At 36.1% G+C, this 13,681-nt stretch carries 10 protein-coding genes and 2 tRNA genes; 2 read left to right on the top strand and 10 right to left on the bottom strand.

Features of this window, described 5'->3' with window-relative positions:
• Positions 1-56: 56 nt before the first annotated feature.
• The 6 genes from BK054_RS04310 to BK054_RS04285 all read right to left on the bottom strand — a co-directional run bounded on the left by BK054_RS04310 (position 57) and on the right by BK054_RS04285 (position 9,201).
• The gene (locus BK054_RS04310; protein ID WP_006262365.1) at positions 57-632 is read right to left on the bottom strand and encodes a hypothetical protein; all 576 of its coding nucleotides are present in this window, start codon (positions 630-632) and stop codon (positions 57-59) included.
• A gap of 284 nt (positions 633-916) precedes the next feature.
• Entirely contained in the window at positions 917-2,458 is a 1,542-nt protein-coding gene (locus BK054_RS04305; RefSeq protein WP_006262364.1) for an acyl-CoA carboxylase subunit beta, read from the bottom strand.
• Between the two features lie 7 nt (positions 2,459-2,465).
• Positions 2,466-3,905 (bottom strand): acetyl-CoA carboxylase biotin carboxylase subunit, encoded by a 1,440-nt coding sequence (gene accC / locus BK054_RS04300; protein ID WP_071306964.1) that lies wholly within the window; start codon positions 3,903-3,905, stop codon positions 2,466-2,468.
• Between the two features lie 2 nt (positions 3,906-3,907).
• Positions 3,908-4,393: an acetyl-CoA carboxylase biotin carboxyl carrier protein subunit gene (locus tag BK054_RS04295; RefSeq protein ID WP_006259842.1), complete on the bottom strand. Its 486-nt coding sequence runs from the start codon at positions 4,391-4,393 to the stop codon at positions 3,908-3,910.
• 469 nt (positions 4,394-4,862) lie between these two features.
• Complete coding sequence (gene thiL / locus BK054_RS04290; protein ID WP_006259841.1) at positions 4,863-5,921, bottom strand: thiamine-phosphate kinase; 1,059 nt, start codon at positions 5,919-5,921, stop codon at positions 4,863-4,865.
• A 76-nt stretch (positions 5,922-5,997) separates the two neighbouring features.
• The gene (locus BK054_RS04285; protein ID WP_071306963.1) at positions 5,998-9,201 is read right to left on the bottom strand and encodes a DUF2723 domain-containing protein; all 3,204 of its coding nucleotides are present in this window, start codon (positions 9,199-9,201) and stop codon (positions 5,998-6,000) included.
• 183 nt (positions 9,202-9,384) lie between these two features.
• Between BK054_RS04285 and BK054_RS04280 the strand changes: the two genes are divergently transcribed.
• Both BK054_RS04280 and BK054_RS04275 read left to right on the top strand, forming a co-directional pair.
• Positions 9,385-9,455: transfer RNA gene (locus BK054_RS04280), tRNA-Gln, on the top strand.
• A gap of 221 nt (positions 9,456-9,676) precedes the next feature.
• A tRNA-Gln gene (locus BK054_RS04275) sits at positions 9,677-9,747 on the top strand.
• A 95-nt stretch (positions 9,748-9,842) separates the two neighbouring features.
• Here the strand turns inward: BK054_RS04275 and BK054_RS04270 are convergent.
• The 4 genes from BK054_RS04270 to hemH are packed head-to-tail and all read right to left on the bottom strand — an operon-like array spanning position 9,843 to position 13,677.
• A complete protein-coding gene (locus BK054_RS04270) occupies positions 9,843-10,628 on the bottom strand; it encodes an enoyl-CoA hydratase/isomerase family protein (protein ID WP_006259839.1) in 786 nt (261 codons plus the stop codon).
• Between the two features lie 16 nt (positions 10,629-10,644).
• Positions 10,645-12,117, bottom strand: a complete 1,473-nt coding sequence (locus BK054_RS04265) for a sensor histidine kinase (RefSeq protein ID WP_071306962.1) — start codon at positions 12,115-12,117, stop codon at positions 10,645-10,647.
• Complete coding sequence (locus BK054_RS04260) at positions 12,117-12,656, bottom strand: CopD family protein (protein ID WP_071307627.1); 540 nt, start codon at positions 12,654-12,656, stop codon at positions 12,117-12,119. Before BK054_RS04260 ends, BK054_RS04265 begins: the two co-directional genes overlap by 1 nt.
• Positions 12,657-12,660: 4 nt before the next feature.
• Positions 12,661-13,677, bottom strand: coding sequence for a ferrochelatase (gene hemH, locus BK054_RS04255; RefSeq protein ID WP_071306961.1), 1,017 nt, complete (start codon positions 13,675-13,677; stop codon positions 12,661-12,663).
• Between the last annotated feature and the right edge of the window lie 4 nt (positions 13,678-13,681).

Below are 13,681 nucleotides of genomic sequence, written 5' to 3'. Positions count from 1 at the left end.
AAAAAGGCTGTCTATTTAGACAACCTTTTTATAAAGTATGTGGGTATGTTATATGTTTAACTACCTAAGACTGCTGCTGTAGCAAAAAGAGTTAGTGTCAATATAAAGATAACAACACCTATTAGTGAAATCACTAAACCTGCAATTGCTAATCCTTTTGGTTTTTTAAATACTCCAATTGCAGAGAAAATTAATCCTAATAACCAGCATATTCCGTTTATAAAAGGAAGCCAAAATAGAAGAATTGCAACAATTGATAAAATAAATCCTGCTAATCCAAGATTATTCTTTTCTGGAACGATAGGAGGATAATAAGCTTGTTGTTGATTGTATCCTTGTTGGTTATATCCTTGTTGTGGAGGAGGAGGTGTAGATCTAACCTCTTGCTCTATTTCTCTCTCAAGTTCTTTTGCAGCCTCTACTACAGGCTCAACAACTTCTTCTTTTATCGTCTCAACGATTGGCTCAACAACTTCTTTCTCTATGTTGTCTACTGTCTCTTCGATAGATGAAGTTACTCTATCAACAATAGATTCGTCGTGTTTAGTTTCTTCAGATGAAGGCACTGGAGGAGGAGTATGCTCCGTATTTTCAGAAACTTTCTTCCCTTCTAGGTTTTTATTATCTTCCATAGTGGTTCTATTTTAATAGATCAAATATAGTTTTTATTTAACAAATAAAATATACTTATATGTTTAAAAATTAATATTTAATTAAGTGTTTTTAGCTAAAATAATATATTATGTTCTTTTCTGCTTCTTTGTTGTTAATTTGTAAAGGTATTTTTTTAAGAAAATAAAGGCTGGTTTTAAGAAATAAGAGCATAAGGATTAGGAAATAGAAAGCCTTTTCGTAGGGAGGGAGGGGAAGATAAAAAAAGCCCTTTAGTTAAATATCTAAAGGGCTGTTGAATTTATTAAAGAGGAATATTTCCGTGTTTTCTGTTTGGCATATTTACTTCTTTATGTTCTAACATAGAGAATGCCTTAAGCAGTTTTCTACGAGTCTCATTAGGAAGAATTACTTCATCAATGAATCCTCGTTGTGCCGCTCTGTATGGAGTAGCAAATTTGTCTGCATATTCAGCTTCTTTCTCAGCTAGTTTTGCTACTGGATCTGCTGCTTCTGCTATTTCTTTTTTAAAGATAATCTCACTAGCCCCTTTAGCTCCCATTACTGCAATTTCGGCATTTGGCCACGCAAAGTTCATATCTGCTCCGATGTGTTTAGAGTTCATTACATCATAAGCACCTCCATAGGCTTTACGAGTAATCACCGTTACTTTAGGTACTGTAGCTTCACTTAATGCATACAGTAACTTTGCACCGTGTACGATGATACCATTCCACTCCTGATCTGTACCAGGTAAGAATCCAGGTACGTCTACTAAGACTAATAGAGGAATATTAAAAGCATCACAGAATCTAGTGAAACGAGCAGCTTTAATAGAGCTGTTTACATCTAAACATCCTGCTAAGAACATCGGATTGTTAGCCACAATACCAACACTTTTACCTCCTAGTCTAGCGAAACCTACTACGATATTCTCAGCGTAGTCTTTGTGTATTTCGAAGAAAGAGTCCTCGTCTATGATGTGATTAATTACCTCTTTCATATCATAAGGCTTATTAGAGCTCTCAGGTACTATCTCATCTAGTTCATATCTATACTCTTCGCCTGCAGTATAAGGAAGACTCATCGGCTTCTCCATATTGTTTTGAGGCATATAAGACAATAGCGTTTTTACATCCTCTAGACAGGCTACGTCGTTAGGAGATGTCGTATGAGCTACTCCAGACTTCGTAGAGTGAGTACTTGCTCCTCCTAATTCTTCTGAAGTTACCTCTTCATTAGTTACTGTTTTTACAACGTTAGGTCCTGTTACGAACATATAACTAGACCCTTCTACCATCATTGTGAAGTCAGTCATCGCAGGAGAATATACTGCTCCTCCAGCACATGGTCCCATAATAGCAGATAGCTGAGGTATCACACCAGATGCTTGTACATTGCGGTAAAAGATATCTGCATATCCACCTAATGATCTTACACCTTCTTGTATACGTGCTCCTCCAGAATCGTTTAGACCTATCATTGGCGCCCCCATTTTAAGAGCCATATCCATTACTTTACAGATTTTCTCTGCATGTGTTTCAGACAGTGCTCCTCCGAATACGGTAAAGTCTTGTGCGAATACATAGACTAAGCGACCGTTGATCGTTCCATAGCCAGTCACTACACCATCTCCGTGATATACTTCTTTATCCATACCGAAGTCGGTCGTACGGTGTGTTACTAACATACCGATTTCTTCGAATGAACCTTCGTCTAGTAGGTATTCTACACGTTCACGAGCAGTAAGTTTCCCTTTGCTGTGTTGTGTATCTATTCTTTTTTGCCCTCCGCCTAATTTAGCTTGGGCTTGTATTTCTTGTAATTTATTTATTTTCGGATTCATAGGATTCTTAGTTTGGTAATCGAAGTTGTTTTTGGTCTTCTAAATACATCTGTAGCGCAAGGTATGCCGCTATCTCTGCTTCATCTTTATACTCTTCTTTGATTAAATCAGCATTGTAGTATTTCTTCACGAAGTTCGTGTCAAAATGACCTTCTCTAAAAGCATTGTGTTCCATTACGAACTTACCGAATGGCAATGTCGTACTGATACCTTTTACCTTATATGCTTTAATGGCTTCGATCATAATCTCTATAGCCTCCTCACGTGTCTGTCCATAAGTAATTAACTTGGCTAACATCGGGTCGTAGTAGATAGGTACATCCATACCTTCTTCTATACCGTTATCTACACGGATACCTTCTCCAGTAGGTAGTTGATAGATTTCTAAGTTCCCTACACTAGGTAAGAAATCATTTAGAGGGTCTTCTGCATAGATACGAAGTTCCATAGCATGTCCTTTGATCTCTAAGTCTTCTTGTGTAAAAGGAAGCTTCTCTCCACGAGCTACCTTGATTTGCATCTCTACTAAGTCTAATCCAGTGATTAACTCTGAGACTGGATGTTCTACTTGAAGACGAGTATTCATCTCTAAGAAGTAGAAGTTAAGGTGCTCATCTATTAAGAACTCCACCGTACCAGCTCCTACATAATCACAAGACTTAGCTACCTTAATAGCTGCTTCTCCCATAGCTTTACGCACTTCAGGAGTTAATACAGCAGAAGGGGCTTCTTCTATTACTTTTTGGTGACGACGTTGGATACTACATTCTCTTTCAAATAAGTGAACTACGTTACCATGTTTATCCGCTAACACTTGTATCTCAATGTGTCTAGGCGAACCTATATATTTCTCAATGAAAACAGAACCATCTCCGAAAGCATTGGTTGCTTCAGAAATAGCACGCTGCATTTGACTTTCGAATTCTTCTTCTTTTTCTACGATACGCATCCCTTTTCCACCACCACCAGCAGCAGCTTTGATTAGGATAGGGAAGCCTATTTCTTTCGCTACTTGTTTCGCTTTGGCTACGTCAGTGATAGCCTCGTCTAGACCCGGCACCATAGGGATGTTATAGTCTTTTACAGTTTCTTTAGCAGCCAGTTTATTACCCATTACTTCTATAGCATGCGTATCTGGACCGATAAAGGTAATCCCAGCTGTATTACACGCTAAAGCGAAGTTAGAGTTCTCACTTAAGAATCCATATCCTGGGTGGATACCATCTACATTTAATGATTTTGCTACTTCTAATATTTTATCTCCTAATAAATAAGATTGGTTAGAAGGAGCCTCTCCGATACATACAGCTTCATCAGCCATACGTACGTGTGGAGCATTACGATCAACAGTAGAGTACACAGCTACTGTCTTAATACCCATTTTTTTAGCTGTAGTCATAATACGTACAGCTATTTCGCCACGGTTGGCAACTAATATTTTTTTCATCTTTATTCGAATTCAATTAACACTAATCCTTTATCAACAGTGGCACCTTTAGTCACGTTGATGGACTTAATAATCCCAGCTCTAGGAGAAGATAAGTTGTTCTCCATCTTCATAGCTTCTAAGATTAATAAGTTGTCATTCTCAGCTACTTCTTGCCCTACAGTTACCAAAATATCTAGGATAAGACCAGGCATAGGAGCCTTGATAGAATTAACCTGCTTAGTAGAGTTTAAGGAGAAGCCTAATTGATTGATTAGCTTATCGAGTTCGGTTTGGATATTAACAGAATAGTTATTCCCGTTGACATTTACAGTATAGTTTTTGTCTGTAAAGTAGTTCTCAAGTATTTCCACGTCATAAGATCTGTTGTTTTTGAGTACGTGATATGTAGATTCATTTACACGAGATACATTGATGTCTCCTTGTAATAAATCTTCACTTTCAAAAACAGTATCAGCATTCACTTTTAATTGATACGTTTTATTCATTATATTTTTAGTTTTTGGTATTCGTAAATATAATTAAATGTGTGATATATAAATAATATTTATTGATAATTTAATTTTTTACTACACTATGGTGGAAATATTGTTTTTTTACAATAATTTTGGTTGATTCTGATTGTAAATAAATAAGATAAAAGAGGTTACAAGGTATTCAATCGGAATTTTTTATACTATTCTCGTTAAGTAGAACAGGTATTCTCTGATAGCTAAACGGCTTTAATCAACATTGTGTTTTATTGTATTTGAGTCCGTAGTGAGTCCGTTATGAGTCCGTAGTAAGTCCGTTATTTTATACAAAACAACGGAGTTATTATGGAGGGGTAATATAGGTAGTTAGCTAAGATGGAAAACTAGTCTAGAGGAGGTGTGAAGGGAATGTGGAGTGAGAATGGAGAAGGGGGTAAAAAGAAAAAGGTAATCTCTAGTTAGAAATTACCTTTTATAATAGTTATTATTCTTCGTCTTTGTTTTTTAAAGGATTCCATCCTCTTGATTTTAAAGGGATTTTAGTGTTTGCTCTTGAGATAAGATGAACACCTTCACTCTCTTGTGTTGTGTGACCTATCACTGTTAAGTTTGGATTCCCCTTGATTTTGTCAAAGTCTTCCATTTTAATAGTGAATAACAGTTCATAGTCTTCACCACCATTGATAGCCATCGTAGTGGCATCGATATTAAACTCTTCGCAAGTGTTCATAAACTGAGGGTCTAATGGAAGTTTCTCTTCATATAGATTACATCCTACCTTAGAACTTTTGCAAATATGCATAATCTCAGAAGACAATCCATCAGAGATGTCTATCATCGCTGTTGGTTTTACACCTAGATCTGCTAAGAGCTGTTTGATATCTGTTCTCGCCTCTGGTTTTAACTGTCTTTCGATGATGTATTCGTAGATAGATAAGTCTGGCTGATTATTAGGGTTTACTAAGAATACTTGTTTCTCACGCTCTAGGATTTGCAATCCCATATAAGCAGATCCTATATCTCCTGTTACCACTAATAAGTCGTTGTCATTCGCTCCATTGCGGTATACTAATTCTTCTTCTTTAGCTTTACCAATAGCGGTCACGCTTATAATCAACCCTTTTTGTGATGAGGTAGTGTCTCCGCCTACTAAGTCTACTTTATAATACTTACACGCTAAGGCGATTCCTTCGTATAACTCATCTAGAGCTTCTAGAGGAAAACGATTAGATACTGCGATAGATACTGTAATCTGTGTAGGGATGGCATTCATCGCACAGATATCGGATAGGTTAACTACCACCGCTTTATATCCTAAATGCTTAAGAGGAGAGTATGCAAGGTCAAAGTGCACTCCTTCGATTAATAAATCTGTAGAAACAACTACTTTATCTTCTCCAAAAGACAATACTGCAGCGTCATCTCCGATGCCTTTAGTTGTACTCTCGTTTTCTATTGTAAAGTTTTGTGTTAAATGTTCTATTAATCCAAACTCACCTAAATGTCCTATATCTGTCTTAGATTGATTTTTATTCTCGATCATCGTATATCTGCTTTATTTTAAAGTAATGCAAAGGTAAAAAGAAAAGGCGATAGATTTATTTCTATCGCCTTTTAAACTATAAGTTAGCTCTTTTAAAATATTTAAAATAGCCATTATATGTATTGAAGTCTGGTACTAGACTAGCGTAGTAGCTAGGGTCTTCTTCTTCTATTATTTGTAACAGAGAGCGCCATATTTCTATTTCAGTAATAATCTCTCTAGCATAGTATTCGATATCATTTATCTCAAGGCCTTTATAGTAAGTAAGTGATTCTTGAGATTTTTGAATTAATTCTTTAGCCATTTGACGAGCATTTTCTTTTTCGCCAACTTTATAAGAACCTTCTACGAATGGATGTACAACTTCGTATAAACCATAGTATTTGATAGGCATGTTCGTCATCGCTATATCGATAACTTTCTTCGCTTTCTCATCTTTACCCTCTATTAATAGTTGTTCCATCAATCGAGCAAGGTTGATACGGTAGCTCAGTGCATTACGTCTAGTCTGAGGATCGTGATAGATTTTATCACTTCCCATATTACCCCAGTACCACTTCGTTACGATATCGTACATTCTATCTGCGTCTATAGAACCTCTATCTAGTGCATGAGAACTCTCTGTATCAGATTTCAGAGGAACTAGTTTATATACTAAACCACTTAACTGTAAGTAATCTTTCATCCAGATGAAATCATCATCTCCCCAGCTACCTCCAGAGAAGTATATAGGTCGTTCCCAGTTATTATTTGCTACTATATCTAACATGATAAGGCGGTGCTTATAGATAGCCTGGTCAGTAATGTTAACGTCTAGATAAGGTAATATATCTTTTCTTAAGTGAGGAGATACGATATTGTGTTTCGCTATATTAGCACTATCTACAGGTATTCTGATCTGATTAGTAGGAGCGATATACAATGTAGTTCCTGCCTCTGTTTTAATCTTCGTTCTATCGTCATCAGATTTAATGAAGTTAAGAAGAGAGTTGATGTCTATTCTTTCGTCAATCATCTTGTTTACGATGATAGCATCTCTTTTATTACCTACATATTGATCATGTGTGAATGAGATAGGTAGAGGCTCTGAGTCATACGCTTTTGCTCTCATCTGGTCAATATACCAGTCTAATGGAAGTAAACTCGTACATACAACTCTTACGTCTGTTCTGTATCCTTCTACATCTTGTAGATACCACAGTGGGAATGTATCGTTATCTCCAATAGTAAATAAGATAGCATTCGGATCACATGAATCTAAGTATGCTCTAGCGTTAGCAAGGGCTGTATAACGATCTGAACGGTCGTGGTCATCCCAGTTTTGTTGTGCTAATAATACAGGAGCTGCAAATAATGATACAACTAGAACAGCTGGACCAGCTATTTTTGGTTGTACATACTTTTTAAGACCGTCGAAGATAGCATATACTCCGAATCCAATCCACATCGCGAATACATAGAATGCTGGTACTACAGCATAGTCACGTTCACGCGGTTCGAAAGGGCGTTCATTCAAGAATATTTTAAGTGCAAAACTTGTAAATAGGAATAACACTAACAATACCCAGAACATCTTAGGGTCTTTACGATAGTGAAATACAATACCGATAAGCCCAAGTATAAAAGGTAAGAAGAAATAAGTGTTTCTACCTTTGTTTTCTAATGTATCTGAAGGTAAGTTATCTTGAGACCCTAAACGTATTTCGTCTAAGAATTTGATACCACTAATCCAGTTACCGTGTTGTAAGTCACCTTGACCTTGTACATCATCTTGTCTCCCTGCAAAGTTCCACATTAAGTAACGCCAGAACATATATCCGAATTGGTACTCAAACATAAAGCCGATATTACTAGAGAATGAAGGTACTTCGATTTCTAGGTATTCTCCATATTGATCTAGGAACTTGTCAAGTCCATCATAATCAATTTCTCCACTAGCGAGACCTTGTTTTACTCCAGATACTAATTCTTCTAACTCTTTTGTTCCAGCATATTGAGAAGATACTCTGAAGTCTAAAGGTTTAGTATAACGCATATAGTTGACACGGTGATTCTTGTCTGTACTCCACAGTCTAGGAAGGAATCCTTTATGAGTACTGTCGAAGTTTTGTCCTGCGTTTTTATATTCGTTTACGATTTCATACTTACCTGTTTGGTAGTTTCTTTCGTAGTTTGGTTTTTCGTCTTTCCAAGGATTGTTTTTATCTAATCCTACATATTTTTTAGTGAAGTAAGAATCGTAATAGATACTTTCTTCTCCATACTGTTCACGTTGGTAGTATGCTAATAGCTCAGAAGCATCAGAAGGTGTGTTCTCATTGATTACTACTTTTGCATTAGCTCGGATAGGTAACATTATCCAACTTGTCAATCCGACAAATACAAAAAGAAGTGTTAGAATAATCGTGTTCGCCATTATTTTGTTTTTCTTCTCTGTGTATCTCAACCCGAATACAAAGAAGGCAACAATCAATAAGAAGGCAACAATAGTCCCACTGTTAAATGGCATTCCTATCGAGTTCACCATAAAGATCTCTGTCTTACCAAATAAGGCTAAGGTCTTAGGGAATAAGAAAGCAAAAAGGAAGAATAAAACTCCCACAGCCGCTATATTGGCTATGATAAAGTTTTTGATAGTTACTTTTTGATATCTTTTAAAGAAGTATAGTAATGCGATAGATGGAACTGTCAACAAAGCCATTAGGTGGACTCCAAATGAAGCTCCAATAACTAACCCTATCAATAATAGCCAACGATTACCTTTAGGAGTGTTGATGTCATCATACCATCTCACACCTAAGTACAATAGAAGTGATGTTAGAAACATAGCAGAAGCATATACTTCAGACTCTACAGCGTTAAACCAAAAACTATCTGTGAATGAAAAGGCTAATGAACCAACAGCAGCACTACCTAAAACAACGATAGCATTGATATTCGTCCACTCACTTTTCGCAACGACGATTTTCTTAAGTAAATTAGATAATGTCCAGAACATAAAAAGAATGGTAAACGCGCTGGAAATAACAGCAACCATGTTTACCATTAGGGCAACTTTATCTGGAGAGGTAGCAAACATCGAGAAGAAAGCTCCTAACATTTGATAAAAAGGAGCCCCTGGAGGGTGTCCTACTTGTAGTTTAGCAGAGGTAGCAATATATTCTCCTGGATCCCAAAAGCTTACTGTAGGCTCTACTGTTAGTGTATAAGTCAATAGGGCAATGGCAAAACATAGCCATCCACCTATAACATTCCACTTCTTGTAATTGAATGTCAACATATTTGTAATTACTAGATATTTTTTCAGATTGTATATACAAAGAAAAGATTTTTTTTGTGTTGCGTGAAGGAATTAGAAAAAATTAATTTTTTTGATAGAAAAGTTTGGAGATTATAAAAATAGTTATACTTTTGCATCCGCATTGATGAAGTAATTACGCTTTACGGTATGTAAAAAAGGTATTGGCCTATGGTGTAATGGTAACACAGCTGATTTTGGTTCAGTCGTTCTAGGTTCGAGTCCTAGTAGGCCAACAGAAAAGCCTCTTGATTTTTCAAGAGGCTTTTTTTATTTTAATTGTACGTAAAAATAAAATGTTAAAATTATCAATACTCTCTCTTGACTATGAGTATCTTAGCAAAATAGGGGGCTGAGAGTGATTAAAAAAGACATTTTATATTTGGAAGAATCAAAAAATGTGCTAATTTTGCATCCGCATTACTGAAGTAATTATGCCAAAGTAATGAAATGGTACTGGCCTATGGTGTAATGGTAACACAGCTGATTTTGGTTCAGTCGTTCTAGGTTCGAGTCCTAGTAGGCCAACAAAAAACCTCTTGATCATTCAAGAGGTTTTTTTATTTCAAGAATAAGGAATTGAAATAAGAAAGGTCAGAGCACGCTCTGACCTTTTTTTGTTATTAGTTTTGACCTTTGAATTCAGGTTTTCTTTTTTCTAAGAAAGCAGTAGTTCCTTCTGTGAAGTCTTCTGTTTCGAAGCATTCTCCGAAGTTCTTGATTTCTTCGTGGTATCCGTTTACACCATCTTTAAAGTTAGCATTAATAGATTTTATTGCTCTTCCAATTGCAGAAGCAGAGTTAGAAGCTATTTTGTTCGCTATTTTCTTTGTGAATGCTAATAGTTCTTCTTGCTCTACAACGTGGTTCACTAATCCATAAGATAGAGCTTTATCAGCTGTTATCATCTCTGCAGTCATGATTAGCTCCATTGCTCTTCCTTTTCCAATAAGTTGAGGTAAGCGTTGTGTTCCGCCATATCCTGGGATTAGTCCAAGTGTTACTTCTGGAAGTCCCATTTTAGCGTTATTAGAAGCTATTCTGAAGTGTGCTGACATCGCTAACTCTAATCCACCTCCTAGGGCAAATCCATTAACAGCAGCGATTACTGGTTTGTTGTAATTTTGAACATAGTCGAATAGAAGCTCTTGTCCTTTGGCAGCTAACTGTGAACCTTCACTAGTGTTGAAGCTAGAGAATTCTTTAATGTCAGCACCTGCAACGAAAGCTTTTTCTCCACTTCCAGTAAGGATGATAACACGTGTTTCACGGTCTTTTTCAAAGTGTTTAAGGGCTTGGTGAAGCTCTTCAATTGTTGGCTTGTTTAAAGCGTTTAATTTAGTTGGTCTATTAATGGTTATAATGGCCAGACTTCCTTCTTTTTCTACTAGAATATTTTCAAAATCCATAATATCTTTTATTTGATTAATTATTTATAATAGGCAAGGTAACAATAAATGTGGTGCCAAGACCTTCTTCTGTTTCGAAGACTATTGTACCGTTGTAATTTGTAATTATGTTTTTTATGATTCCCAATCCTAATCCCATGCCACTTGTTTTGGTAGTGAACTTAGGTTGGAATATTTTGTTTAGATCTTCTTGCTTTATACCTGTTCCGTTATCAGCTACTTTGATGATTGCGCTTTCTTCTGTTCTAGATATACTCACTTTTATTTGTGGGCTCTTCTGCTCAGATGGGATAGCTTGTATTGCATTTTTGACTAAGTTAGTAATAATTCTGATTAGTTGTGTTCTATCTATTTTAGAGATGATCTCCTGATCGGTGCTTTCAAACCAGATATAGTCTTCATTAAAGATGTCAAGTGTTAATTTTACAGTATTGACAATGTCAAGAGTTTCGTCTTGCTGAGCAGGCATTGCAGCAAAGCTTGAGAACGCTGTTGCAACAGAAGTCATCGTATCTATCTGTTGTATTAATACCTGTGAAAAATCTTTTAGTTTAGTTTTAATATTAGGATCATTAGGGTCAAATCTTCTTTCAAAGCTTTGAACAGTCAGACGCATTGGAGTAAGAGGATTTTTTATTTCGTGTGCAACTTGCTTAGCCATTTCTCTCCAAGCTTGCTCTCTTTCTGTTTGAGCTAGTTTTTCGTACGAATCATCGAGTTTCTCCACCATATCATTATATGCAGTGATAAGAGCTGAGATCTCTTTACTAGTGTTGCTAGAATCAATCTTTTCGTTTTTTTGCCCGAACTTAGTACTTGTAATCTTGACACTAATATTGTTTAGACTTTGGGTAATATAGTTTGACAAGAAGTAAGAGATAACAATAGACATAATCAGCATAATGATATATACTTGTCCAAATTTAACCATGAAGTTCTGAATCTCGTTCTCGTAAAACTCTGTTTTCTCCTCATACGGTATTTTAAGTATACCTAGGGGTTTGTACTTTAAATCCTTTAAGAAGCTATATGCGATACGTATACGGTTGCTATCTACCGTTTTTATATCTACAAAGCGTTTGTTTGGAGAGGACTGTATTGTCTTTAAAACTAAAGGAGAGATGTTTTTAGAGATGCTATCTACAGAAAAGGTACCTCTTGAGGTAATCAAGAGGTGTCCTTGTAGATCGTGTATATTGATCTCTGTATTGTGTATGGCTGCTAGCTCATGTATTTTATCTCTAAAAATGCGAGGGATATTCTCTGTTGTTAGAGGGTATTCTGAGGTTGTTAAGATGTAGTTTATATTCTCGTTGATAGAGTTTTCTGTCCTTTCTAGTCTATATTGATGATAAGTACGTGCTTCTTCTCTGAATTGATACACTGATACAGCTGATATCAATACAGATGAGATAATACTCAAAAATATAAGTGAGAAAAATATTCTATTTCTCAGAGAAAAGTTCTTTAATATAAAGTCATCTTTCATTATTTTCTGCTATCGCGAATTCGTTTGTATAAGCGTATTCCTAGCATTAATAGTATTGATAATCCTACTAGACCTACAACTCCAAATATCCAATTAAAAGTACTTTTTAAAATTACTAAAAATACTACAGAAAATAAAATCAAGGTAGCTCCTTCATTCCAAATTCTAAAAAAGGAAGATGTTTTAGTCATATTCCCTGCGTTAATTTGCTTGACAAATTGATGGCACTTTAAGTGGTAGGCGATTAAGCAGACTACAAAAAGTAATTTGACATGCATCCAAGGCAATTTTAATAAAACCGGATTATAGATTAACATACCTATACCAAAAGCAGTTGCTAATACAGCTGCAGGCCATGTGATGATATTCCACAGGCGATTAGTCATGATGGTATATTGATCTCTTAAGATGTTAGATTGTACTTCAGGCATATCCTTCGTCTCGGAGTAATATACAAATAGACGTACGATATAGAATAGTCCTGCAAACCAGCATACTATAAAAATAATATGTAGAGCTTTTAGATATAGGTATAACATGCTATTATTTGTTTTGCCATTCTTTAATCCAAGTAACCATTGCATCTATCCACATGTCATCATCATTCATACAAGGGATTGTTCTAAACTCTTCTCCTCCGTGTTTTAAGAATTCGTCATGTGCTTCCATGCCTATTTCTTCTAGAGTTTCAAGACAGTCGGCTACAAAGGCAGGAGTAACTACTGCTAGCTTCTTAATTCCTTTCTCAGCTAATCCATTTACAGTAGCATCAGTTGGAGGTTGTAGCCATTTGTCCATTCCTAATCTAGATTGGAATGAATTAGTGTATTTATCAGCAGGGATGTTTAATTTTTCAACTACTTGTCTTGTTGTTTCTAAACATTGATGTCTATAGCAGAACTCATGTGCTTTGGAAGCTGTCTGGCAGCAAGACCCGTCTATAGTACAGTGTCCCTTCGTTACATCTGATTTGCGGATATGTCGTTCAGGTACCCCGTGATAAGAGAATACGATATGGTCATAGTCATACCCTTCTAGATGACCTTTTATAGTATGAGCTAGAGCATTTACGTATTCCTTCTTGTTGTAGAAAGCGGGGAAGCTCGTAACTTTCATCTGAGGAAAGTGTTTCTGTCTTACTTCTTCTGCTAATACATTAATAGTCTCTGTAGTTGCCATGGCAAACTGAGGGTAAAGAGGGATCATTAGTACATCATCTATACCTTTGTCTTTTAATTCTTGTAAACCTGTTTGGATAGAGGGTTCTCCATATCTCATAGCTAATGCCACTGGTATGTCCACTTTTGCTTGTACTTTCTTTTGTTGTCTTTCAGAAATTACGATTAGTGGTGAACCTTCTTTCCACCATATTTTAGAATAAGCTTCTGCTGATTTCTTTGGTCTAGTATTCAGTATGATTCCTTTAACTAATAAACTTCTTAGGATGTATGGCATGTCTATTACTCTTTCATCCATTAAGAATTCTCCTAAGTATGGTTTTACGTCTTTTGCTGTAGGGCTCTTAGGTGAGCCTAGGTTAACTAATAATATACCTTGCATGTTG

The sequence above is a fragment of the Myroides sp. ZB35 genome, assembly GCF_001865835.1.
GTDB classification, from domain to species: domain Bacteria; phylum Bacteroidota; class Bacteroidia; order Flavobacteriales; family Flavobacteriaceae; genus Flavobacterium; species Flavobacterium odoratimimum.
This window is presented reverse-complemented; position numbering and strand designations above follow the sequence as displayed.

Excerpts from the sequence above, each read along its gene's own strand:
- thiL (WP_006259841.1), bottom strand. The coding sequence starts at position 5,921 with ATGATCGAGAATAAAAATCAATCTAAGACAGATATAGGACATTTAGGT.
- BK054_RS04260 (WP_071307627.1), bottom strand. The coding sequence starts at position 12,656 with ATGTTATACCTATATCTAAAAGCTCTACATATTATTTTTATAGTATGC.
- accC (WP_071306964.1), bottom strand. The coding sequence starts at position 3,905 with ATGAAAAAAATATTAGTTGCCAACCGTGGCGAAATAGCTGTACGTATT.
- BK054_RS04285 (WP_071306963.1), bottom strand. The coding sequence starts at position 9,201 with ATGTTGACATTCAATTACAAGAAGTGGAATGTTATAGGTGGATGGCTA.
- BK054_RS04265 (WP_071306962.1), bottom strand. The coding sequence starts at position 12,117 with ATGAAAGATGACTTTATATTAAAGAACTTTTCTCTGAGAAATAGAATA.
- hemH (WP_071306961.1), bottom strand. The coding sequence starts at position 13,677 with ATGCAAGGTATATTATTAGTTAACCTAGGCTCACCTAAGAGCCCTACA.
- BK054_RS04310 (WP_006262365.1), bottom strand. The coding sequence starts at position 632 with ATGGAAGATAATAAAAACCTAGAAGGGAAGAAAGTTTCTGAAAATACG.
- BK054_RS04270 (WP_006259839.1), bottom strand. The coding sequence starts at position 10,628 with ATGGATTTTGAAAATATTCTAGTAGAAAAAGAAGGAAGTCTGGCCATT.
- BK054_RS04295 (WP_006259842.1), bottom strand. The coding sequence starts at position 4,393 with ATGAATAAAACGTATCAATTAAAAGTGAATGCTGATACTGTTTTTGAA.
- BK054_RS04305 (WP_006262364.1), bottom strand. The coding sequence starts at position 2,458 with ATGAATCCGAAAATAAATAAATTACAAGAAATACAAGCCCAAGCTAAA.